We start from the raw sequence: 23093 nt of genomic DNA on the forward strand, positions 1-23093 counted from the left end.
CACGTGCTCGAACCCACTGGCACCGCACCTGGTCTGGTGGTGCCGGCTGACCTGGCACCGCCCGTGCTGGTCCTGCCGGGGCCTCCTGCAGAGCTCCAGGCCATGTGGCCGGCCGCAGTTGCCGACCCACTCGTCACGGCCTCGATCCGGGCCGCTGAATCCATCCGCCAGGAAACCGTGCGGATCTGGGGTCCCCCTGAATCCGAGCTCGCGGCGACGCTGCGCCAACACGAGGTCGACCGCACCACCGCTGGCCTCGAGATCACCACCTGCATGCGCGACGGCGAACTCGAGGTGGTGACCCGGTTCTCGCCGGCTGCCGCCGACTCCTACGCGAGCTTGGCAGCCGCTCTGGACGCACACTTCGGCGAGCAGATCTACAGCACCGACGGGCGCGACATCGACCGGGTCGTGGCCGACCTCCTGCTGGATCACCATGCCACCGTCGCGACCGCGGAGTCCTGCACCGCGGGTCTGCTGGCCGGCCGGCTCGCCGACCTCGCCGGCTCGTCCGCCTATCTCGTGGGTGGATTCGTCACCTACTCCAACGAGGCCAAGACCGCGGAGGTCGGCGTCCCGGCCCAGTTGATCACCGACGTCGGTGCAGTGAGCGAGGAGGTCGCTCGCGCCATGGCAGAAGGTGCTCGCTCGAGGCTCGGCACGACGTACGGCCTCTCCACCACGGGTGTCGCCGGCCCGGGCGGTGGCACGCCGGACAAGCCCGTCGGACTCGTCCACATCGCGGTCGCCGGCCCCGACCGCACCTGGCACCGTCGACTGCAGCTCGGTGGTGACCGCACCACCATCCGGCAACGCAGCGTGGTCAGCGCCCTGCACCTCCTGCGCAAGGCGCTGACCACCACCTGAGTAGGTGCGGCGCGATCAGCCGGCGGCGACGACCCGGCGCTCCCCCGCTTCGACCTCCTGCAGCAGGTCGGCGACGTAGCGAGCGAAGTCGACCTGGATGGTGTGCCGCTTGGAGGCGTAGTACTGCCCGAGGTGGGCCGCCTCGTCGGACTCCATGATCTGCACCTGCTCCTCCACCGAGGGCAGCGCATAGTCGCCCAGCAACAACTTCGCCAGCAGCTTCGACTGCTGCTCGGCGAGGTTGACGATGGTCGGGGAGGCCTGGGCCAAGCCCAGGAAGAAGAGGTGGTCCACCCCCGGCTTCACCATCCGCTTGAAGAGCGGGAAACGGTGATCGGCGTCCGGGTGGAGGTGCTTGTCGGACTCGTCGAAGAACGGGAACGACATGTCATAGCCCGTGGCGCAGATGATCACGTCGGCCTCGACGCTGGAGCCGTCGGCGAGGTGGACGGTGTGACCGTCGAGCCGGGTGATCTCGGGCAGCATGTGGATGTCACCCGAGCCCGCCCTGGTCAGGAAGTCGGCACTGACCGACGGGTGGGCGGCCAGCGGCTCGTGGTCGGGCTCGGGCAGTCCGTAGTTGCTCATGTTGCCGACCAGGTCTCTGATGAACTGGCGCGACGCCGCGAGCGCCTGCTCCTTGGGGATGTCGGGCGGCGCCATCATCTTGTCCGCCGCCATGCCGTTGCGATACTTGGGCAGCACCCACACGCCGCGTCGTGCCGACACGTAGAGCTTCGAAGCCATCCAGCGACTCGAGAGCTCGGAGCCGAGGTCCATCGCGGAGTTCCCCATACCGACCACGATCACCCGCTTGCCGCGCATCTCCACCGGCTCGAAGGGGTTGATGTAGTGGTGACTGTGGATCATCTCGCCCGAGAACTCACCCGGGTAGTCGGGCATCCGCGGCTTCCAGTGATGGCCGTTGGCCACCACGAGGTCCGTGTACGAACGGGTCTCACCGGACCCAAGCGTGACCTCCCACCCGCCGTCGGTCTGCACCGCTCGGGTGACCTCGGTGTTGAACTCGATCTTGTCGCGCAGGTCGAAGTGCTCGACGTACGCCTTGAAGTAGTCGTGCATCAAGGTGTGGTGCGGGAAGTCCGGGTAGTCGTCGGGCGCCGGGAAGTCCTCGAACTGGAGTCGAGTGGTCGACGTGTCGATGTGCAGCGACTCATAGACCGACGAACGGCCGTTGGGATTCTTGAAGTACCAGTTGCCGCCGACCTCGTCACTCATCTCGAGCTGGTCGTAGGAGATGCCGTGGTCCTTCAGACGCTTGGCCGTGGTGATGCCGGAGCAACCGGCGCCGATGATGCAGACGTGCGGGGTGTTCACAGGGCCTCCAGGCAGTCGAATGCGGTGCGCACGTATGCATCGGTGCGCGGGGAGCTCATCAGGTGCTCGACGAGTCGGTTGGGGGTGTAGGCGATCGTGGTGCGCGTGGCGGCGTCGTTGACGACGATGGCGCCGCCGTAACCCGTCCACCACGCGATCTCGCGGTCCGCGATGGCGGGGGCACCCGCAGCCGGAAGCGCGAAGCCGATGCCCCAGCGCACGGGCAGCATCAGCACCTGGTCGATGCCCTCGGCCTGCGTCTCGAAGATCCGGTCCACCGTCTCCTTGCTCAGCAGGCGTACGCCGCCCACCTCGCCGCCGTGGGAGACCAGCGCCTGCGCCCGGGCCAGCCCACGGGCATTGCCGTGCCCGCCGGCACCGCCCACCTGTCCCTGTCGCCAGTCGTCCTCGTTGCAACGCTTCGGCGTCAACAGCGGGTTGGCGATCGTGCGCAGGATGAAGGCGTCGGGTGGCAGCTTCTTGGGGTCGATCGTGGACGCGGGAGGCGAGGTCAGATCTGCGCACCGACCAAGCTCCGCCTCCGGCACTCCGAGCAGGAAGTCCGCACCCAACGGTGCCAGGACGTCGTCGCGCAGCACCTCGGCCACGCCCCGACCGGTGGCGCCGCGTACGAGCCCGTCAACCAGGTGGCCATGGGCGAGGATCTGGTAGGCCGGGGCACTTCCCGGTGCGTACCACGGCCGTTCGGCCGCAAGGAGCGTCTCGGCGGCGACGAGGTCGAGGCACTCCTCCACACTGATCTGCTGGCTCCAGCCCGGGACACCGCTGGTGTGTCCCAACAACTGCCGCACCAGCACCCCGTCCTTGCCGTTGGCCCCGAACTCCGGCCAGTACGTCGCCACGGGGGCGTCGAGATCGAGCTCGCCCCGGTCGGCCAGGACCAACGCGGCCAGTCCGACCATGCTCTTGGTCACCGACCAGACCTGCACGACGGTGTCCTGCTGCCAGGGCACCCCGGGACGCGCTTCACCTCCCCACAGGTCGACCACCAACTCGTCGTCGTGGATCACCGCGAGGGACGCGCCGAGGTCGGAGCCGTCCTCGAGATTGCGAGCGAGAAGATCTCGTAGCGGACCGAATGCTGGCTGGAACTCTCCGTGCACCATGGAGGCACCGTAGAACGTGTTCTAGCTCACTTCCAGCCGACGCTCCCGACTGCCGGCACCGCGCCCGGCCTCACCACTTCCGCCAGCACCGCGAAGTAGGGCTCGCCACGCTCGTTGCTCGGTCGGTACGTCGCGAGTTGCTTGAGCACGGAGCCCTCGACTCCTGCGGTGGTCGGATTGAAGTTGATGACCCCACATCTGCCCACCCTGCCGACGACCTTGACGACAGCGTCCCCCAACCGGACCTCGTGCCCCACCCAGTCATCCTCCTCGCCGGGCCGCCCGGTCTCCACGAGGAAGGTCGAGCGGAAGCGCTCGGACTGGTCGACCAGCTGCTGCTCCCCCATGCGAGTCGCAAGGTCGTGCAACGATGCGCTGCCCAAGATGGTGACCGGGGCGCCGTAGACGATGTCGCCACGCACAGCACGGGCGAGCACCACGTCGCGCGCCACGTGGTCGGCAAGCGCCTGGCTCACGACACCGTCGTGGGGCGTGACGTGGGCCTCGCGACCCCAGTAGTCCACGACACCGGAGGGCCCCGTCGGTTCCGGGTCCTCGGCCAGCACCCGTCCGTCGGGAAGCATCACGGAGAGCCGCTTGCCGTCCCAGTCGCTCACCACGTCCATGAGCGGCGTGGAGACGGTGCTCATGACCTTGCCCCTCGCCGCGTCAAGGAGGCACCATTCGCGATCGCCCACAGGGCCATGGGCATCCAGGTCGACAGTTGCGTAGGAGCAGTGCCGGCTGCCCTTGAGTGCGGCGAAACCACCTCTCAGGACTCGTGGCGACTGCATGGAACGAACGTATCCCATCCACCGCACGCCTCACTCGGGACGCGTTCTCCCCACTCGGACCGGGAAAACCACCTCGTTCGCGAGCATTTCCTCCACCGATGGGCTAAGGTGAACATACGGTGAACAACCGGCGAACTAGGAAAGGCAGGTGAGTGACATGGAGATGCACTGGACCATCGAGTCCGACTCCGATGGCACCGAGCACCTGGTGGCCCACTGGGTCTCCACCGAGACTCGCGACCTGGACGACTCCCTGGCCGCCTGAGCTGGCCTCGGACTGCTGGAGCCGCCCCACCTTCTCGGCCGGGGCGGCTCCTGCATGTGCGCCCCCTGGACCGAGCGCCGCTTTCAGGCCGGACGCACCGACGGTCCCGGGGCCAGCCGGACGAGGTGGTCATTCACGGCCCGTGCCCCGTCCGCGAGGACGAGGTCCATGTTGATCATCGCGCCGGCCTGCGCTCCTTGGGCTGCGGCCATGCCGACCTGCGCCGAGAGGTCGGTGACGTTGCCGGCCGCCCAGAGTCCCTCGACCTGGGTACGCCCCTGGGCATCGACGGGGACATGCCGTCCCATCCCTGACGGATGGTCGACAGCCACCAGGCCCAGCGACGAGAAGGCCTCGGCGCGCGCCTCCATCTGCGTCGCCACCGCGATGACCGCGCGTTCCACGACCTGTCCGTCCGCCATCCGGAGACCCGTGATCCCGCCACCATCGGCGAGCACTTCGACCACCCGTCCGGAGACGTGCCGGATGCCACGCGCCTCCATCAACAGCCGCTCGTCACGGGTCGGATCCGGCGCATCATGCTGGACGAAGACCAGGTCGTCGGTCCACTGCCGGAAGAGCTGCACCTGGTGGAACGACATCGCCCCGGTGCCGAGGACAGCTATCGGCCGATCCCGCACCTCCCACCCGTGGCAGTAGGGGCAGTGCACGACGTCGTGGCCCCAGTGCTCCATCAGGCCGGGCACGTCGGGGAGCCGGTCCACGAGTCCCGTGGCCAGCAACATGCGACGCGCCACCACCTCGCCGCCCGACCCCAGGGCCACCCGGAAGCCGTCACCCTCGCGCGCGACTCCGACGACGGTGTCCTTCACCACCGTGCCGCCGTACGACGCCACCTCGGCGCGGCCCCGAGCCAGCAGTTCCCCGGGAGGAAGCCCGTCGTGGCCCAACAGGCCGTGCACGCCTTCGGCCGGCGCATTGCGCGGCTGTCCTCCGTCCACCACCAGCACCGTCCGCCGGGCGCGCGCCAGCATCAGGGCCCCGCTCAGGCCCGCGGCGCCACCGCCGACCACCATCACATCCACTTCGATCTCATCCATGCTCCGAGTGTCGGGACCCCACGGCGTGGAAGCAAACTTCTTTGCCGAAGTGGCAAACTGATCGCATGGACGACGCTCCCACCACCGCACACCTCGCAGCTGTCGGCCCGCGACTCCGTGGGCTGCGCACCACCCGCAACATCACCCTGACCGACCTGGCCGAGCGGACCGGGATCTCGGTGAGCACCCTCTCCCGACTCGAATCAGGGAGTCGGCGGCCGACCTTGGAGCTCCTGTTGCCCCTCGCCCGGGCCTACGACGTCACCCTCGACGACCTCGTGGACGCACCCGACACCGGCGACCCGCGCGTCACGCTGCGTCCGGTGACCCACCACGGCATGACGGTCATCCCCCTCACGAAGCGGCCCGGCGGCATCCAGGCCTGGAAGATCGTGCTGGCGCCCGACTCCCCCAACACCAGCGTTCGCCCAAGGAGCAGAAGGTCCACGAAGGCTACGAGTGGCTGTATGTGCTCGACGGCCGGCTACGGCTCCTGCTCGGTGACCAGGACCTCGTGCTCACCCCGGGTGAAGCAGCGGAGTTCGACACCAGGGTCCCGCACTGGTTCGGTCCCGCCGGTGACGAGCCCGTCGAGGTTCTGACGTTGTTCGGCACCCAGGGTGAGCGCGCGCACCTGAAGGTCCGGGGTCGGCGCGGTCGGTAAACTCGGTGACGGAGGTGGTCACCATGCCCGACGACGACCCTCGCCCAGCCGCCGACGCACCGGCGCGCCGCATCGCTGACCAGACCCGGTGGGTCGACCTGCAACTGCAACGCGCCATCCAGCGCGGCGACTTCGACGACCTGCCCGGTGCCGGCAAGCCGATTCCCGACCTCGACGTCGACCGCGGCCACGATCCCGACTGGTGGTTGAAGAAGCTCATCGAGCGGGAACAGATCACCGGCGTCCTGCCCCCGGCCCTGGCCCTGCGCAAGGAGCACGGCGAGCTCGACGACACCCTCGACCGCCTCGCCACGGAGCGCGAGGTACGCGAGGCGTTGGACGACTTCAACAGGCGGGTCGTCGAAGCCCGACGACAACTCGACGGCGGGCCACCGGTGATCACTCCGACCCGCGACGTCGAGGAGGAGGTGACGCGATGGCTACGACGGCGAGCCGAGCGTCTCCGCCTCCACCGCCCCGCTGGTCCCGCGCCACGACGCTGGTGGCAACGCCGCCGTCAGAGCTGACGCAGGAAGCCGCGCACCCGCTCCAGCGCGTCGACGGCTGCCGCCGTCGGCAGGTCGAACTGGAACTCGTGTCCTGCACCCGGGTCGTCACTCACCCACATCTCCACCGGGCTCCCGAGGCGCGTGAGGGCGGCGGCGAACGGCACGCTCTGGTTGGCGTGCAGCGGGTCCCCCGAGGCCGACACCAGCAGGGTGGGTGGCAACGGTGACGCCGTCCCGCGCACCGCATCCAGGTGTTCCGCGAAGGCAGACAGCTGCCACTTCCGCTCCCCCGACAACGCCCACGCCGAGGAGGCGAGGATCTCCGCGGACCACCGGTCCGCCTGCTGCGTCCCACGGGGGCTGAAGACCCCGCAGCAGAGCAGCACCCCGGCAATCTGCTCCCGCGGCAGCGGTGGTCGCACCCCCACCGCCGCGGCGTACTGCTCCTCGCCCGTCAGTCGCGCCAGCGCGACAGCCAGGCCAGCACCGGCGGAGTCACCGGCCAGGACGACCGGCACACCAGCGAGCCCGGCCGCCTCCAGCACGCCTGCCACTCCGTCCGCAAGCACGTGCAGCGGCTCCGGATGGCGGGCTTCCGGAGCGAGCGGATAGTCCATGGACAGAGCAACGACGCCGTCACCGCAGAGGCGTTCCAGGTACGGCGTCGCGATCCCGCGTCCACCGAAGAACCAACCCCTCCGTGGAGCCAGACGATCACGAGGCGGGGCGCCACGTCGTCACGGCCGACCTCGTCGACGTCGTACGACCTGCCCTGCCGTCCCGGCAGCGCGAGGCCCCCGAGGACCGGTTGCCACACCGGCCGCCGGCCCACGAACGCGATGCGCAGCACCCGCAGCATCAGCCCGGGCGGCGCCCAGCGACCACCCCGCAGGCGCACCAGCGCCTTCGAGAGCAGCACGCAGCACCTCCGCAGGAGGGATCGGGCGAGACGGGACACGTGTGGATTGTGGCAGGTCGCCAAGGGTCCTCTCAGGTCTCGCCGCTAATCTCGGGCCATGCTCAAGCGAACCGCACTGGCCGCGATGGCCCTCTCCCTGCTCACCCTTGCCGCCTGCGGCGACGATTCCGACGACGCCGGCTCGCCGGACGAGAAGTCGAGTTCGACCGTTGCCACCGAAGGCGCCGACACCACGCCGGAGACCGATCCGGCCACAGGGTCGGAGGGCGAGCCGGACGCTGCCGCGGGCAGCTGTGACTACGCGACCGACACCCAGCCGGCGTCACGTGAGGTGGACGCACCTCCGGCGGAGCCGAAGTATTCCGGCGACGTGAAGGCGACCATCAGCACCACGGCTGGCGAACTGCCGATCACCCTTGACGGCGGGCACGCACCCTGCACGGTCAACTCCTTCGTGTCACTGACCGAACAGGGCTTCTACGACGACACCCCGTGCCCGCGCCTCGCCACCAACCCGGGCTTCGTGCTGTTGCAGTGCGGTGACCCGACGGGCACCGGCACCGGGGGTCCGGGCTACACCGTGCCCGACGAGTACACGGCTGACGAGACCTACCCCGCGGGAACCCTTGCGATGGCCAACACGGGCGCTCCCAATTCAGGTGGCTCGCAGTTCTTCATCTGCATCGAGGACACCCAGCTCAACCCGGCCTACACCGCGTTCGGCACGGTGGACGAGGAGGGCCTCAAGGCCCTCCGCAAGGTCGCCGAAGGTGGCGACGACGGCAGCCACCCGGCCGGCGGCGGCAAGCCCAACATCGCGGTGGACATCACCAAGGTCACCGTCTCCTGACCCAGCCGAACCGGTGAGGATCAGCCGGGGAACCGCACCCCGGTGATCCTCTCGGAGTGGTCCCACAGCTCACGACCGACTCGTGGGTCGCTCGCCACCCGCGAGCGCCCCACGAGTTTCGGACTTCCGAGCAGCTCCAGCGGGCCGTTGGGTCCCAGGTAGGAGTTGGAGGGTACGTCGGCCGTCGCGGCGACGAGCAGCGGAAGGGCACCTTGCCAAGGCTTCATGCCCGCGACCACGTTGCCCAGTCGCGCCACCGGCGTGAAGAGCTTGTGGCCCGTGCTGACGGTGATCGCGGTGGCGCTGAAGCCGGGGTGTCCCCCGACCGAACGCAGCAAGGATCCCGAGGCCCGGAGTCGCCGGTGCAACTCGCCGATGAAGCTCACCTGGGCCACCTTCGACTGCGCATAGCCGAGATAGCCCTGGTAGCCGCGGCGGTCGAAGTCGAGGTCGTCGAGCGGCAACCTGCCGTGGTGGTGGGCGAACGAACCGACCATGACCACCCGGTCGCGGAGCACCGGCAGCAGCAGGTTGCTGAGGGCGAAATGGCCCAGGTAGTTGGTGGCGAACTGCATCTCGTGGCCGTCCACGCTCCGTGCGAAGGGCACTCCGAGGATGCCGGCGTTGTTGATCAGCACGTCGACCCGATCGATCTGGTCGGCAAAAGTGCGAACGCTGCTCAGGTCACTCACGTCGATGCGGCGTACGTCCACCCTTCCCGGCGCTCCCGTGCGCCGGATCCGCTCCGCGGACGCGTGCCCCCGCTCGAGGTTGCGCACCGCCATGACCACGTCGGCGCCGGCTGTGGCGAGCGCCCGGCACATCTCGAGTCCGATCCCCGTGCTGCCGCCGGTGACGATGAAGCGGCGACCCTCCTGGCCGACGTACGACGGGCGCATCAGTTCGTCGCCGGGCAGTGGTGGTCCGTCATGCCTCGATCATCCCAGACACACGTCCTAGTCTTGCGCAATGACCAGCACGCAGGGACAGCAGTCGCTCAAACTCGTCGAGGCGCAGGAACGCTCGGAACTGCTGGACGTCACCGGCTACGACGTCACGCTCGACCTGACCCGCGAGGCGACGTTCGACTCGCTCACCCGGATCACCTTCACCAGCCGCGGAGGGCCGACGTTCCTGGACGTGAAGCCCGAGCAGCTGCGCCGGGTGCACCTCAACGGCGCCCCCGTCGACCCCACCCTCCTCGACCGTGGCCGGCTGCCCCTGCAGACGTCCGTGGGCGACAACGAGCTGGTCGTCGAGGCCGTCATGGCCTTCCGCAACGACGGGGAGGGCCTGCACCGCTCCGTCGACCCGGCCGACGGGAAGGCATACGTCTACGGCATGTCGTTCATGGATGCCGCTCCCAGCATTGCCGCTTGCTTCGACCAGCCCGACCTCAAGGCGCCGTGGACCTTCCACGTCCGGGCGCCCGAGGACTGGACCGTCTTCGGCAACGCACCCGGACTGGAGGTCGAGCCTGGATCGTGGGAGTTCGAGACCAGCCAGCCACTGTCGACCTACTTCGTCACGCTCGTCGCCGGCCCGTGGCACGTGGTGCGCTCCGAGCACGACGGCATCCCCTTGTCGTTGAGCTGCCGGGCCTCGATCGCCGAGCACCTCGACGCCGACGTGCCGGAGCTCTTCCGCCTCACGGAGCAGTGCTTCGACGAGTTCCACCGGCTGTTCGGCATCCGCTACCCCTTCGGCAACTACCACCAGGCGTTCGTGCCGGAGTTCAACGCGGGCGCGATGGAGAACCCGGGCTGCGTGACCTTCCGTGACCCGATGATCTTCACCAGCAAGGTCACCCGCGGGGAGCGGATCCAACGGGCCACGACCATCGCCCACGAGATGGCGCACCAGTGGTTCGGCAACATCGTCACGCCGGTGTGGTGGGACGACCTGTGGCTCAACGAGTCGTTCGCCGAGTACATGGGCAACCGGGTCACCGCGACGGCCACCGAGTACGCCGACGCGTGGGACCAGCTCGCCTGGACCCGGAGGCAGTGGGGACTGGTTGCCGACCGGGCTCCGTCGACCCATCCGGTCGCGGGCAACGGCGCCGTGGACGCGACCGCGGCGCTGCAGGACTTCGACGGCATCTCCTATGCCAAGGGATCGAGCATCCTGAAGCAGCTCAACGCCCGCCTGGGCGACGATGTCTTCTTCTCCGGTGTCATCGACCACTTCGAGCGCCACCGTTTCGGCAACGCCACGATGCACGACCTCATCGCGTCGTGGGAGCGAGCCGGGGCTGGGGACCTTGCCGGCTTCCGCGACAGCTGGCTCCTGACCTCGGGGCTCGACTCCCTGACCCTGGACCGCACCACCGGGGTGCTGGTGCGTCGAGCACCGGAGAGTGAGCCCGCTGATCGCGACCACCGCACCTCCGTGGCCCGCTGGAGTCCTGGCGAGCCGTCGTGGACCGTGGCACCCGTCATGGTCGATGCAGACCGAGTCCCGCTCGACGCAGCACCCGACGAAGCGGTGGTGGTGGATCCCCGCGAGGAGACCTGGGCACTGACCTCCGTCGACCCCACGACGCTCGGACTCCTCCCCGGGCCATCACGGAGGCGGCCGACCCCACGATCCGCGCCGCTGCGTGGAACGGCGTGCGCAGCGGGTGGCACGACGCCGACATCGACCCTGCCGCGGCGACCGAGCTCGCGCTGACCACGATCCGCACGGAGCAGGTCGACTATGCCCTGCGCAGCCTGGTGATCTGGCTCGGCAGCCGAATGCTGCCGCTCCATCCCGCCCGCGACGACGCCGCGGCCCGTCTGCACTCGGTGCTGCTGGATCGCGCCGAGTCCGCGGAGTCGGGTTCAGGACTGCAACTGGCTGCCTTCCAGGGAGCGGTCGCCACTGCGTCCGAACCCGTGCTCCTTCGGCAGTGGCTGGCCGGCGACGGGCCCGGCGGTGTCGCGCTCGACAGCGACCTGCGGTGGCGGTTGCTGGTGCGGCTGGCGAAGCTGGGCGCCGTGTCCGTGGACGAGCTCGACGACCAGCTCGCGCTCTCGCCGGGGATCCAGGCGTCCGTGGACCACGTCCGCGCCCTCGCGGCTCGACCCGCGCCGGAGGCCAAGGCCTGGGCATGGCGCCGGTTCCTGGGAGAGGCGTCGGCAAGCAACTACGAGCTCGAGGCGATCGGGCAGGGCCTGTGGCAGACCGGCCAGGAGCACCTCACCCACGGCTACGTGGAACGCTACTTCGATGCCCTCCACCTCCTGCCGGGTGTCCACCAGGGGTGGGTCCTCGGCGACGTGGTGACGGAGTTCTTCCCGCGGACGGCACTCGCACCGGAGGTGCTCGACCGGGCCCGGCACCATGCTGCTGATTCCTCGCTCGACGCGACCGTACGTCGCCGCCTCGTCGACGCCGCCGACCTCCTGGCACGCAACATCAAGGTGGTGCAACGCTGGTCACGGCCGTCCTGACGGCGTGCGTTCGCGAATGTGTCGGGACCTTGTCCTAGGTTCGGAACGTGCGCATCCTCCACACCTCCGACTGGCACCTGGGCCGTTCGTTCCACGGTGTCGACATGCTCGAGCACCAGGCACGGTTCCTGGACCACCTGCTCGAGGTCGTCGACGACGAAGGTGTTGACCTGGTGGCGGTCGCCGGTGACGTCTACGACCGGGCGTTGCCGCCCGTCGATGCCATCAAGCTCGCTTCCGACACGTTCGCCCGCCTTGCCGCCTCGCGGGCCCGGGTGGTGGTCACCAGCGGCAACCACGACTCCGCGCACCGCCTGGGCTTCGCCGACGACCTGATCGACTCCGCAGGCGTGCACATCCGCACCCGGGCCAGCCGGGTCGGCGAGCCGGTCCTCGTCGACGACGCCCACGGTCCGGTGGCCGTCCACGGCATCCCCTATCTCGACCCCGATCTCCTGCGTGAGCACTGGGACCTCGAGAGCCGCGGCCACGCTGCGGTGCTCGGCGAGGCGATGCGGCGCATCCGCACCGATCTCTCGTCTCGTCCCGGTGTTCGCTCGGTCGTCCTCGCCCACGCCTTCGTCTCCGGCGACGCGCCCGTCGAGGCGAGTGACTCCGAGCGCGACATCAGCGTCGGTGGGGTCAGCCGGGTGCCGACCTCTCTTCGACGGCATCGACTACGTCGCGTTGGGCCACCTCCACGGACGCCACACGCTGTCCGAGCGGGTCCGTTACTCCGGCTCGCCGCTCGCCTACTCGTTCTCGGAGACCAGGCACCGCAAGGGTTCCTGGCTCGTCGACCTCGATGCGAGCGGCTTCGCCGCAGCGGAGTTCGTCGATGCGCCGGTGCCTCGGCGGCTCGCCCAGATCAGCGGGACGCTGGCCGAGCTGCTCGTCTCCCTGACCACGCCGACCTTGAGTCTGCGTGGCTCCAGGTGAGCCTCACCGATCCGGTCCGCCCCCTGCGCGCGATGGAGCAGTTGCGGCAGCGGTTCCCCCACGTGCTGCAGCTCGGCTTCGCCCCGCCCGAGGTCTCGACGGAGTCCCTCACCCGGCGCCCCGACGTCCGACGCAGCGACCACGACATCGCCCTCGACTTCCTCCGCGAGGTCCGCGGCCAGGGTGCCAGCGAAGTGGAGTCGGCACTGCTGCGCGATGCCTGCGATGCGTGCTGCCCCGACCGTGACCTCGACCAGGTGATCTCCTGATGCGCCTGCACCATCTCGAGATCCAGGCCTTCGGTCCCTTTCCCGGGACTGTCACAGTCGACTTCGATGACCTCTCTGCCTCCGGTTTGTTCCTGCTCACGGGTCAGACAGGCGCGGGGAAGACCTCCGTGCTCGATGCCATCTGCTTCGCGCTCTACGGCGCCGTCCCCGGCGTCCGCGGCGACGCGAAGCGGTTGCGCTCCGACACGGCTCCCGCCGAGACCGCTCCCCGGGTGCGTCTGGAGGTGACCCTGTCCTCCCGCCGGTTCCGGTTCACCCGTTCCCCGCCTGGCAGCGCCCCAAACGACGGGGCACCGGTATGACGACCGAGCAGACCAAGGTGCTCTGCGAGGAACGGGTCGACGGGCAGTGGCAGGGTCTCTCCACTCGCGCCGACGAGACGGGTCATCTCGTCTCGGGACTGCTCGGCATGACGATGACCCAGTTCTGCCAAGTGGCGCTTCTGCCCCAAGGCGAGTTCCAGGGATTCCTGCGTGCTGGCTCCGACGAGCGGCACAGGCTGCTCCAGCAACTCTTCGCCACGTCGCGCTTCGAGGAGATCGAGCGCTGGGTGCGCGAGGCGGCGCGGGAGGCCGGACGCACCTCACAGCAGCACGCGGATGTGGTGCGCGACGTCGTCAGTCGGATCACGGAGTCCGTCCAGGACCTTCCTGAGGCGCCCCTGCACCCCATCGCCGACGGGGAGATCGATCCCACCACCGGTCCGCTGGCCGGCAGCTGGCTCGCTGACCTGACCAAGGCCGCCGAACACCACCTGGCCTCGGAGACCCGGCACCTCGAGCGCGCACGCGCACGCGAGGAGACCGCTCGCGAGCTGTTGGCCAAGAGCCAGGTCCAGGACTCCCTGCGCCAGCGCGGCACTGCGGCCCACGACGAGTTGGAGGCACTGGCGCGCCGGGCCACGGCCCGCCAGGAGTCGAAGCAGCGCGTGGCCGCCTCCCGCGAAGCGGCACCGCTGATGCCGCTCCACCGCCTCCTCAACCAACAGGAGGAGGCACTCGGCAGGGCACGGGAGCGGGTGCTCCGCGCATCGACCGCCCTCACCTCAGCGGGCGAGACCATCGGCGCCACGTGGTGGCCGAGTGCCGGCCCCGTCGACGAGACACTCGCCGATCCGCTGCGAGTGCTCCTCGACGACGCACGGACACAGCTCGGCTCCGTCGTGCCGCTGGCTCACCAACGACGGCTGGCCGTCGCCCAGCAGGAGTCCCTCCGCGCCGAGATCGAGGACGCCGCCGAGCGACGTACGGCGTTCGCCCAGCACCTCGAGGGCCTCCCCGCCCAGCAGGAGGTGTGGGAGGCCGCACGCCTCCGCGCCGAGAAGGCAGCCGAGCAGGAGGAGCTCGTCCGCACCCGTCTCGCGGACGCCGAGCAGGCACGTGAGACCTTCATCAGGTGGCAGCGCCGGAGCACGCAGCTCGTCCGGGCGCAGGAGGCGGTTGCCCGGGTCCGGGAGCGAGTCCAGGAGGCTCGCGAGCACTGGCTCGACCTCCGGGAGGCGCGGATCAGTGGGATGGCGGCCGAACTGGCCAGCGCCCTCGCTGCTGGTTGCGAATGCCCGGTGTGCGGATCACCTGAGCATCCAGCTCCCGCTGCTCGCCAGCCTGGCACCGTCACGGCTGCGGACGAGAAGTCCGCGCGCAGCCGCCTGACCGACATCGAGTTCGAGCTCACTCGCGCCCATGATGAGGAACGCACCCTCGCCGAGGAGGTCGCCGGGCTCCGCGCGATGGTGGGCGAACACGACGAGGAGTCACTGGCGGCAGATATCGCCACCCTGACCCGCGACCTGGACGAAGCCGGCAAGGCCGCTGCCGACCTCCCTCGCATTGCAGGCGAGCTCACGAGGCTGGGCCGCGAGCAGGTGGAGGCATCTCGAGAGGTTGGGCAGCTGGCCGACACGCTTGCCCGCGCCCAGACCCGGCTCGAGGCGACGCACGAGCAGATTGCCCAGGCCGAGGCTCGCATCGCCGAGGTGCTCGCGGGCTACGCGCTCGACGACCTCGAGCAGGTGGCCGAGGCCCTCGAGCGCGCTCGGGAGGCGTTGGACGAGCTCGCGACGGCGACGAGCTCGCTTCGCGCTGCGGAGGGAGCCGCAACCGTGACCAGGCGGGAGTTCGACGCTCGCTTGGCCGGCTCCTCCTTCGGTGCGGCAGAAGAGGTGGCGGCCGCGGTCCTCACCGATCAAGAGCTCCAGCAGCTCCTCGACCAGGTGGGCGACGAGGAGCGCCGCGAGACCTTGGCGAAGGCGACGCTCGACGATGAGCAGGTGCGCAGCGCACTCGAGGCGGAACCACTCGACGTCGCCGCCGCCACGGCTGAGCTGACCGCGGCTCGGAGCAGCCTCGCCGCAGCGCAGGGCCAGGCAGCGCGCGCCCAACGCCTGACGGAGCGGCTCGGGCTGCTCGGGGCGTCGCTCGGTCGTGCACTCGCCGCTTGGCAACCTGTCAGGGAGGCCCACCGCACGACGTCAGATCTCGCCGGCTTCCTCGAAGGCAAGTCCGTCGACAATGCCCTTCGCATGCGTCTGTCCGGTTATGTGCTGGCCTGGCGCCTGGGGCAGGTCGTCGCAGCCGCGAACGAGCGCCTGGCCCGCATGAGTGGTCGCTACACGTTGGTGCACACCGATCGGCGCGGCACCAAGGAGACACGCGGTGGATTGAGCCTCGCCGTGCGCGACGACTGGAGTGGTGAGCAACGCGAACCGGCCACCCTCAGCGGAGGAGAGACCTTCATCGTGTCCCTCGCGTTGGCGCTGGGGCTCGCCGACGTCGTCACGGCTGAGTCCGGTGGCACCTCCCTCGACACGCTCTTCGTCGACGAAGGGTTCGGGTCCCTCGACGCCGAGTCGCTCGACAAGGTCCTCGACACGCTCGACGAGCTGCGGGAGGGCGGCCGGGTCGTGGGCGTCGTGAGCCACGTTGCCGAGATGCGCGCTCGGATCCCCGTCCAGCTGGTGGTCACCAAGTCGCAGGAAGGATCACAGCTGGGCGTCCGGCACGGTGCCGGGTTGGGTGCCACCGGCTGAGCCCCACCCTGTGTAGCCTGTGCCCGTTCAGCCACGCTGTGATCGGAGATCCGGATGCCTGTGATGGATGTGGTTCGCCGCGCGGTACCGCTGCCCCAGGCGGAGATCCCCACTGGCCGGATGATCGATCTCCCGGGCCGCGGTGGCGCCACCTGGGTGACTGACTCCCCGGACCCGAGGACGACGCACCGGTGGTCGTCCTGCTCCACGCCTTGGCGACCACCGGGCTGCTGACGTGGTATCCCTCCATCGCGACCCTCACCGAGCGTTACCGGGTGGTGACCCTCGACCAGCGTTGCCACGGCCGCGGCATCCGCGACCAGGGCTTCCGGATCCCCGACTGCGCCGATGACGTGGCCGCGCTCCTCGACGCGCTCTCGATCGACCGGGCCGTCGTCGCGGGCTATTCCATGGGCGGCATCGTGGCCCAGCGGGTGTGGCGCCAGCATCCCGGCCGAGTCCGCGGGCTGGTGCTCGCAGCGACCACGGACCATTTCATGACCACCGTGCGGGAGCGGGTCTTCCACCACGCCACGGGGCTGACGATGCGGGGGCTCCGCGTCCGGGCCGGCGCACCGGTTGCTGCCGCGTCCGACCCGGTGACCGAACCAGTGGCGGAGCCGCTGGACCTGCACGACTGGGCATTGGCGCAGATGCGGTCGACCTCACCTGTGGCCGTGGCCCAGGCCGTCGCCATCTTGGGCCGTCACCACTCACGTCCCTGGCTGGGTCGCATCGACGTGCCCACCGCCGTTCTCGTCACGTTGGAGGACCGGGTCTTCCCTGCGGAACGACAGATCGCGATGGCTCGTCGAATCCCCGGGGCGACCACGCACGAGATCCGTGCCGGCCACGCATGTGTCGTGCGTCAGGCCGATCGATTCGTACCCGCTTTCGCCCAGGCCCTCCACACCGTGCATGCCCGCGCAGAGCAAGCCGAGAGCGCCTCCATGCGCCGTTGAGGGCGCCCAGACGTGACTGCGAGGGCGCGCAGAAGAAGGAGTGCGACTCAGCGAAGCGCCGCACTCCGCAACGCCTCGAGCGCGTGCGGGAACCGGTTCACGAAGTCGGCCACGTCGGGCATCGACTCGCGGCACGCCATGACCCCGACGTTGATGTCGCCCGCGTGCGACATCACGGTCACGTTGATCCCAGCTCCGTGGAAGACGGGGCCCAGCGGATAGAGCGCATCGATGCGTGCCCCGCCGAAGTAGAGGGAGACGGGCGGACCCGGAACGTTCGAGATCACCAGGTTGTGGACGACGGGGTGGCGCTCGGCCAGGCGGAGGCCGGCGTACGCCCGCATCGCGAGGCCGAAGGTGCGCGGGGCCGCGAACTGAGCCCAGTCCTGCAACGTGTCGGCGCCGATCGCGTCGTGGTGCTCCTTGGCGTGCCGGTTCGCCTCACTGATGGCCGCGAGACGTTCGATGGGATCGTCGATGTCCGTGCCGAGCTTCGCGAAGAGTGCCGAGACCTTGTTGGCACCCTCGACCCGCACCGACCGGTCCCGCACGGAGACCGGCACGGTGGCGGTCAGGGTGGTCTCGGGCAGTTCCCGTCGGTCGTCGAGATAGCTGCGCAGGGCGCCCCCGGCAACCGTCAGCACCACGTCGTTGACCGTGCTTCCCGTCGCCTTCCTGACCGTCTTGACGTCCTCGAGCGACATGTCGGCGTAACCGACGGTGCGGTGACCGGTGATGGTGCCGTTGAACGAGGTGCGAGGTGCAGTGAAGGGCGCCGCCATCGCCGTCCCGCTCCGGGCCCGCCCGACGGTGCGCGTGACCAGCCGGGCCGACGGTTGGAGCAGCTTCGCGGCAAGGACCGGTTTGGCGACGGAGCTGAGCAGGGACCTCCCGATCAGCTCGAGGTCACCGGGCTTGCGCGGGAAGCTGCGGTCCCCCACCGCCAGCGGCGGAGCGTCGGGCTCGAGGCTGCACAGGTGGGAGATCAAGTTGGCGCCGGAGACGCCGTCGACCGTCGCGTGGTGCATCTTCGTGAAGATCGCGACCTTGCCGTCGGCGTAGCCTTCGATGACATACATCTGCCACAGCGGCCGGCCTCGGTCGAGCGGCTGGCCGGCGAGGTGCCCGGCGAGCTCGACCAATTCCTGGTATCCGCCGGGGGCTGGTAGGGCCATGCGGTGCACGTGACGGTCGATGTCGAAGTGGTCGTCCTCCACCCAGACCGGGTGGTCGATGCGCAGCGGGACCCTCTTGATCTTCCGTCGGAAAACGGCGACGTCACGGCTGCGCTCGTCGATGATGGCGCGCATCGAGTCGAAGCTGTAGCCACCGGGCATCGTGCCGACGTCGAGCACCAGGACGGCGCAGACATGCATCAGCTGCTCCGGCGTCTCCAGGTAGAGGAAGCTTGCGTCGAGTCCGCTCAGGCGATCCATGCCGAGTATGGTAAGCCCTGATCTAGAACATGTTCTAGATTTGGTGTGAGTCGTCTTGGTCACGAGTGGATAGGCTGATTCCCGTGGGTTACTTGCGTAGACAAATCATCACGGCGGCGCTCACGGCCAACGCCCTGCGCCCCGCCAAGGGGGTCCGTACCGGCATCCCGTCGTTCGCTGCCGGCTGGTTGACCAGCGAGCTGGCTCCTCACGTGCTCGCGCTGACGGTCACGGACACGGCAGCGCAACTGGTACGCGGCAAGTGGAGCAAGCTCGGGATCGCCTTGGCCGCGGCAAGTGGCGTCGGACTGGCCAGCATCATCCGGCAGAGCATGAGGACCCAGGACCAAGTGGAGGGATCGCTCGTCGACGCCATCGGCGCCGACTACGTCGAGGACCTCGATGCCCTTCCCTCACCCGCTGACCTCGCGACCCCCTGGCGCACGCTGGTCAACCCGTTCGCCATGCGCGACCGCGAGGTCAAGGTGGTGCGCAACATCGCCTTCGGACCAGCCGGACGGCGCAACGAACTCGACCTCTACCTGCCCGTGGGGCCGAGGTCCGGCCCCGCCCCGGTGCTGCTCCAGGTCCATGGCGGCGCATGGATCATCGGGCGCAAGGAGCAGCAGGCCATCCCCCTGATGCAACACATGGCACGCCACGGATGGGTCTGCGTGGCGATCAACTACCGACTCGCTCCACGCGACCCGTTCCCTGCGCAGATCATCGATGTGAAGCGGGCCATCGCCTGGATCCGCGAGAACATCGCCGAGCACGGCGGTGACCCCCGCTATCTCGCGATCACCGGTGGATCCGCCGGTGGCCACCTGGCCGCCCTCGCAGCGCTGACCCCCAACGATGAACAGTTCCAGCCCGGTTTCGAGGAGGTCGACACCTCCATCCAGGTGGCCGTTCCCCACTACGGCTTCTACGACATCGCCGGCTCCACGGGCCTGAAGGGCAGCGAGCTGGTTCGAGACAGGTTCTTGGCCCCGAAGGTCTTCCAGACCACGTGGAGCGACGATCCCCGTGCGTTCGAGGAAGCGGATCCGATCCTGCGGGTCACACCGGACGCCCCGGACTTCTTCGTGATCCATGGCAGCAACGACACGCTGGTGCCCGTCGAGCAGGGCCGCCAGTTCGTCCAACGGCTTCGCGATGTCTCCGAGCGGAGCGTCGTGTACGCCGAACTGCCCGGCACCCAGCACGCGTTCGACATCTTCCCCTCGATCAGGGGAGGACACGTCCTGCGCGCGGTCGATCGCTATCTGACCTGGCACTGGAACCGGTGGCGGAAGTCGCCCGAGACCGTGCCCGAGGCCGACGTGACGGCCTGATCAGCGCGGAAGACCCAGGATCCGCTCGCCGACGACGTTGCGCAGCACCTGCGTGGTGCCTCCGGCGATCGAGAGGCACCGGGTCAGAAGTGCCTCGTGGACCGCGCCAGCAGTCTCCGAGTCGCCCGTGAGCACGGCGTCACCCAGGAGCTCGACCAGCAGCGCCGACGACTCCTGACGGGCCCGCACGCCGAGGAGCTTGCTGACACTCGACTCCGCGCCGGGGCCCTGGCCGGCCAGGGAGCGTAGGGTGCTGCGCACTCCGAGCAGCATGCCGACGGTGGCGAGGGCGACCTGCTCGCCCACAGCGGCCTCTGCGCCGGCCGCACCTCCGGCGGCGAGCAACGCCACGGCCTCTTCGGTGGAGGTGCCCAGCTTGTGACCCGCCATCGCGACCCGCTCATTTGCGAGCGTCGTCCGGGCCAGCTTCCAGCCCGCGTTGACCTCGCCGACCACCATCTCGTCGGGCACGAAGACATTGTCGAGGAAGACCTCGTTGAAGAGCTCGTCGCCGGTCATCTCACGCAGCGGCCGCACGTCGATGCCCTCACTGCGCATGTCGACGAGGAAGTAGGTGATGCCCTTGTGCTGCGGGGCGTCCGGGTCCGTGCGCGCCAGGCAGATGCCGAAGTCCGCCTCCTGCGCGAGTGAGTTCCACACCTTCTGGCCGGTCAACCTCCAACCGCCCGACACCCGCTCAGCCTTCATGCGCAGCGACGCGAGGTCTGAGCCCGCCCCCGGCTCCGAGAAGAGCTGGCACCAGACCACTTCCTCCAGGAGGCTGGCCCGCACGAACCGGTCACGCTGGGCGTCACTCCCGTGGGCGATGATGGTGGGCACGGCCCAACCAGCGATCCTGAGATCGGGCCGCGTGACACCTGCGGCCGCCAGCTCCTGGTCGATCACGAGCTGCTCCACGGCGCTGGCACCCGCACCGTAGGGAGCCGGCCAGTGCGGGACGAGGTATCCGGAGTCGACGAGCGCCACTCGCTGGGCATCGCCCGCTGCCGCCGCGATCCTCGCCACGGTTTCGCGTACCTTCGGGCGGACGGCGTCGTCGGCTCCGTCGAAGTCGATGGCCACCTTGCGCCGGACCCCGCTGGCGGCGCGCCCAGCCAGGCTGGCGGCGTACGTCGCGCCGCGTCCGGCCAGGAGGCGCAGCGCCGTGGCCCGTCGGAGGTAGAAGTGTGCCTCGTGCTCGAAGGTGAAGCCGATCCCTCCGAGCACCTGGATGCAGTCCTCGGCCACCTTCACCGCACCGTCGAAGGCAACCTGGCCGGCAACGTCCGCGGCGAAGTGCCACTGCTCCTCGTCACCAGCAGCGAGTGCCGAGGCAGCATCCCATGCGACGGCAGTGATGGCCTCGCACGTCTCGAGCATCTCCGAGCAGAGGTGCTTGATCGCTTGGAACGATCCGATCGGGCGACCGAACTGCTCGCGGACCTTGGCGTAGTCGACCGCCGTCGCCAGACACCAGCGTGCGACGCCCGCGGCCTCCGCGGCTGCAAAGGTGACCAGGGTGTGTCGGACCTTCGCCGCCGAGACTCCGGGAACGGAGACCGCGTCAGCGACCGACACATCCACCTGTGCGGACCCGAACCGCCGGCTGAGGTCGGGGCCCACTGCGGCTGAGCCCCGAACGACCTCGACAGGCAGGAGGTACCAGGCCTGCGCCGAACCGGCGAGCACGTGGGTGGCGCCCGGCAGGTCGACGACGAGTGGAAGCCGCCCGGTCAAGCGGTCACCGACGACCGCGAGGGACCCGCTGGGCGCCAGCGCCACACGTGTCTTGCCGTTCGCCAGGTCGCGTGCGGCGTCGGTGTCGCCGAGCAGCTGGGCGACGACCTGGGCACCCAACAGACCGCCCGGGACCAGGCCGTGCGCGGCCGCTTCCAGCACCACCGCTGCGTCGAGGGCGTCGCCGCCACCGCCGCCGCGCGACTCGGGCACCACGATGCCGGGCAGACCCATCTCGTGGCAGCCGGTCCACGCGGCGTCGAAGGCCTGGGCCCCGTCGTTCTCCGCTGCGCGGATCTGCTCGACGAATCCGCTCGACTGGGCCCACTTGCGCAGGCTGGAGGCGAGCTCGACGTGGTCCGACGTGATTCCGATCGACACCTGGGGGGACTCCTCGGCAGGGGGTTTAGAACGTGTTCCAATACTGCCATGAGCGCTCACTCCGAGGTGGTCCCGTCCGACTTGCTGGAACACATCCACGCGACCAAGGGCTTCATGCCGGAGGACGAGGGTGAACTGCTTCACAACGTGGCGCGCAGGCAGCTGCCGCAGGGCCCCTTCCTCGAGGTGGGCACCTACTGCGGGAAGTCAGCTCTCTATCTCGGCGGAGCAGCTCGCGAGGTCGGTGGCACGGTCTTCACGGTGGACCACCATCGGGGCTCGGAGGAGAACCAAGCCGGTTGGGAGCACCACGACACCGACGTCGTCGACCCGGAGTTCGGGCTCATGGACACCCTGCCGTTCTTCCGCAAGGCGATCGCCCGCGCTGGTCTGGAGGACCAGGTGATCGCCCTGATCGGCAGGTCGACCACGGTGAGCCGATGGTGGCGCACCCCCTGGCAGGGCTGTTCATCGACGGCGGGCACAGCGAGGAGCCGGCCCAAGCGGATTTCACCGGCTGGGCGCCGTGGCTCACCGCTGGCGGCCAGCTGGTGATCCATGATGTCTTCCCGGACCCGGCCGACGGCGGACAGGCGCCGTACCACGTGTGGTTGCGGGCCGTGGAGTCCGGCGACTTCGAGCCCGTGGAGCAGGTGGGCTCGATGCGGGTGCTACGCCGAGTGCGCGGAACCGCCGGCGACCCGGTCGCCTGAGGGACAGTCGCACTCGAGCGCGATCTCGGCGAAGTGCGGCGCCAAGGAGGTGCCGCGCATGATTCCCGATCCCGGGCTCGAGTGGCCGTAGGTCTCCCCAGGGCATCCACGGCCAGGAGCACCGCCGCGGCGGTGTAGGTCGTCTGCTCGTGCGGCCAGTAGACGTCGCGCGGCTCGTCGGTCGGGGCCGGACGTCGCGGGTCGTCGTAGACCCATCCCGTCCAGTAGCGGCCGTCACTCTCACGCAGGTGCTGCATGTCTGCGACCAGGGCGCGGGCGCGCGCGTGCTCGCCGATCGCGTCCAGCGCCATGGCGAGCTCGCAGGTCTCCGCGCCGGTGATCCACGGATTCGTGTCGACGCAGTGGATGCCCAGGCCCGGCTTGACGAAGTCGTCCCAACGGGTCGCCAGCAAGGCATGGGCGCGATCGCCACGGACGG

At 69.5% G+C, this 23093-nt stretch carries 21 protein-coding genes and 1 pseudogene; 14 read left to right on the top strand and 8 right to left on the bottom strand.

Translation table 11 applies throughout. From position 1 onward, the window contains the following. Window positions 1-3 precede the first annotated feature (3 nt). Window positions 4-867, top strand: a complete 864-nt coding sequence (locus L1066_RS09180; RefSeq protein ID WP_235736043.1) for a nicotinamide-nucleotide amidohydrolase family protein — start codon at window positions 4-6, stop codon at window positions 865-867. Window positions 868-882: 15 nt separating this feature from the next. Here the strand turns inward: L1066_RS09180 and L1066_RS09185 are convergent, their stop codons facing one another. From L1066_RS09185 to L1066_RS09200, 4 genes are all read right to left on the bottom strand, one after another. After that, window positions 883-2205, bottom strand: a complete 1323-nt coding sequence (locus tag L1066_RS09185) for a flavin-containing monooxygenase (protein ID WP_235736044.1) — start codon at window positions 2203-2205, stop codon at window positions 883-885. Beyond that, a complete protein-coding gene (locus L1066_RS09190) occupies window positions 2202-3332 on the bottom strand; it encodes a serine hydrolase domain-containing protein (RefSeq protein ID WP_235736045.1) in 1131 nt (376 codons plus the stop codon). Before L1066_RS09190 ends, L1066_RS09185 begins: the two co-directional genes overlap by 4 nt. 26 nt (window positions 3333-3358) lie before the next feature. Then, window positions 3359-3982, bottom strand: a complete 624-nt coding sequence (locus tag L1066_RS09195) for an MOSC domain-containing protein (RefSeq protein ID WP_235736046.1) — start codon at window positions 3980-3982, stop codon at window positions 3359-3361. A gap of 492 nt (window positions 3983-4474) precedes the next feature. Continuing rightward, on the bottom strand, window positions 4475-5452 hold the full coding sequence (locus L1066_RS09200) for an NAD(P)/FAD-dependent oxidoreductase (protein WP_235736047.1): 978 nt from the start codon (window positions 5450-5452) through the stop codon (window positions 4475-4477). Between the two features lie 65 nt (window positions 5453-5517). Here L1066_RS09200 and L1066_RS09205 point away from each other — a divergent pair. The 3 genes and pseudogenes from L1066_RS09205 to L1066_RS09215 form a co-directional block, all read left to right on the top strand. After that, window positions 5518-5682, top strand: a pseudogene (locus L1066_RS09205) (helix-turn-helix domain-containing protein); the annotation flags it as partial. A 152-nt stretch (window positions 5683-5834) separates the two neighbouring features. Beyond that, complete coding sequence (locus L1066_RS09210) at window positions 5835-6116, top strand: cupin domain-containing protein (RefSeq protein WP_376707664.1); 282 nt, start codon at window positions 5835-5837, stop codon at window positions 6114-6116. A gap of 23 nt (window positions 6117-6139) precedes the next feature. Beyond that, entirely contained in the window at window positions 6140-6643 is a 504-nt protein-coding gene (locus L1066_RS09215; protein WP_235736049.1) for a DnaJ family domain-containing protein, read from the top strand. On the opposite strand, the gene L1066_RS09220 is transcribed toward L1066_RS09215, so the two are convergent. Further along, entirely contained in the window at window positions 6634-7335 is a 702-nt protein-coding gene (locus L1066_RS09220; protein WP_283095349.1) for an alpha/beta hydrolase, read from the bottom strand. The genes L1066_RS09215 and L1066_RS09220 overlap by 10 nt on opposite strands. 306 nt (window positions 7336-7641) lie before the next feature. On the opposite strand from L1066_RS09220, the gene L1066_RS09225 reads away from it, so the two are divergent. Further along, window positions 7642-8394, top strand: a complete 753-nt coding sequence (locus L1066_RS09225; protein ID WP_235736050.1) for a peptidylprolyl isomerase — start codon at window positions 7642-7644, stop codon at window positions 8392-8394. A gap of 20 nt (window positions 8395-8414) precedes the next feature. On the opposite strand, the gene L1066_RS09230 is transcribed toward L1066_RS09225, so the two are convergent. Further along, complete coding sequence (locus L1066_RS09230; protein ID WP_235736051.1) at window positions 8415-9293, bottom strand: SDR family NAD(P)-dependent oxidoreductase; 879 nt, start codon at window positions 9291-9293, stop codon at window positions 8415-8417. A gap of 70 nt (window positions 9294-9363) precedes the next feature. On the opposite strand from L1066_RS09230, the gene L1066_RS27600 reads away from it, so the two are divergent. The 6 genes from L1066_RS27600 (at window position 9364) to L1066_RS09260 (ending at window position 17050) form a co-directional block, all read left to right on the top strand. Further along, window positions 9364-11067 (top strand): M1 family metallopeptidase, encoded by a 1704-nt coding sequence (locus L1066_RS27600; protein WP_235736052.1) that lies wholly within the window; start codon window positions 9364-9366, stop codon window positions 11065-11067. Next, window positions 11007-11831, top strand: coding sequence for an ERAP1-like C-terminal domain-containing protein (locus tag L1066_RS09240; RefSeq protein WP_235736053.1), 825 nt, complete (start codon window positions 11007-11009; stop codon window positions 11829-11831). Before L1066_RS27600 ends, L1066_RS09240 begins: the two co-directional genes overlap by 61 nt. A gap of 47 nt (window positions 11832-11878) precedes the next feature. Beyond that, window positions 11879-13039, top strand: coding sequence for an exonuclease SbcCD subunit D (locus tag L1066_RS09245; protein WP_235736054.1), 1161 nt, complete (start codon window positions 11879-11881; stop codon window positions 13037-13039). Then, entirely contained in the window at window positions 13039-13362 is a 324-nt protein-coding gene (locus L1066_RS09250; protein WP_235736055.1) for an AAA family ATPase, read from the top strand. Before L1066_RS09245 ends, L1066_RS09250 begins: the two co-directional genes overlap by 1 nt. Beyond that, window positions 13359-16088 carry an SbcC/MukB-like Walker B domain-containing protein gene (locus L1066_RS09255; RefSeq protein WP_235736056.1) on the top strand — a complete coding sequence of 910 codons (2730 nt, stop codon included), beginning with the start codon at window positions 13359-13361 and terminating at the stop codon, window positions 16086-16088. Before L1066_RS09250 ends, L1066_RS09255 begins: the two co-directional genes overlap by 4 nt. A gap of 191 nt (window positions 16089-16279) precedes the next feature. Beyond that, a complete protein-coding gene (locus L1066_RS09260) occupies window positions 16280-17050 on the top strand; it encodes an alpha/beta fold hydrolase (protein ID WP_235736057.1) in 771 nt (256 codons plus the stop codon). A 47-nt stretch (window positions 17051-17097) separates the two neighbouring features. Here L1066_RS09260 and L1066_RS09265 read toward each other — a convergent pair whose 3' ends face one another. Beyond that, entirely contained in the window at window positions 17098-18486 is a 1389-nt protein-coding gene (locus tag L1066_RS09265) for a WS/DGAT/MGAT family O-acyltransferase (RefSeq protein WP_235736058.1), read from the bottom strand. 83 nt (window positions 18487-18569) lie between these two features. On the opposite strand from L1066_RS09265, the gene L1066_RS09270 reads away from it, so the two are divergent. Next, window positions 18570-19823 (top strand): alpha/beta hydrolase, encoded by a 1254-nt coding sequence (locus tag L1066_RS09270; RefSeq protein WP_235736059.1) that lies wholly within the window; start codon window positions 18570-18572, stop codon window positions 19821-19823. On the opposite strand, the gene L1066_RS09275 is transcribed toward L1066_RS09270, so the two are convergent. Continuing rightward, on the bottom strand, window positions 19824-21941 hold the full coding sequence (locus L1066_RS09275) for an acyl-CoA dehydrogenase family protein (RefSeq protein ID WP_235736060.1): 2118 nt from the start codon (window positions 21939-21941) through the stop codon (window positions 19824-19826). Window positions 21942-21989: 48 nt separating this feature from the next. On the opposite strand from L1066_RS09275, the gene L1066_RS09280 reads away from it, so the two are divergent. After that, entirely contained in the window at window positions 21990-22496 is a 507-nt protein-coding gene (locus L1066_RS09280; protein ID WP_235736061.1) for a class I SAM-dependent methyltransferase, read from the top strand. Next, complete coding sequence (locus L1066_RS26560; RefSeq protein WP_283095342.1) at window positions 22382-22654, top strand: class I SAM-dependent methyltransferase; 273 nt, start codon at window positions 22382-22384, stop codon at window positions 22652-22654. Before L1066_RS09280 ends, L1066_RS26560 begins: the two co-directional genes overlap by 115 nt. Window positions 22655-23093 lie beyond the last annotated feature (439 nt).

This window comes from Nocardioides alcanivorans, from assembly GCF_021555175.1.
GTDB lineage: Bacteria > Actinomycetota > Actinomycetes > Propionibacteriales > Nocardioidaceae > Nocardioides > Nocardioides alcanivorans.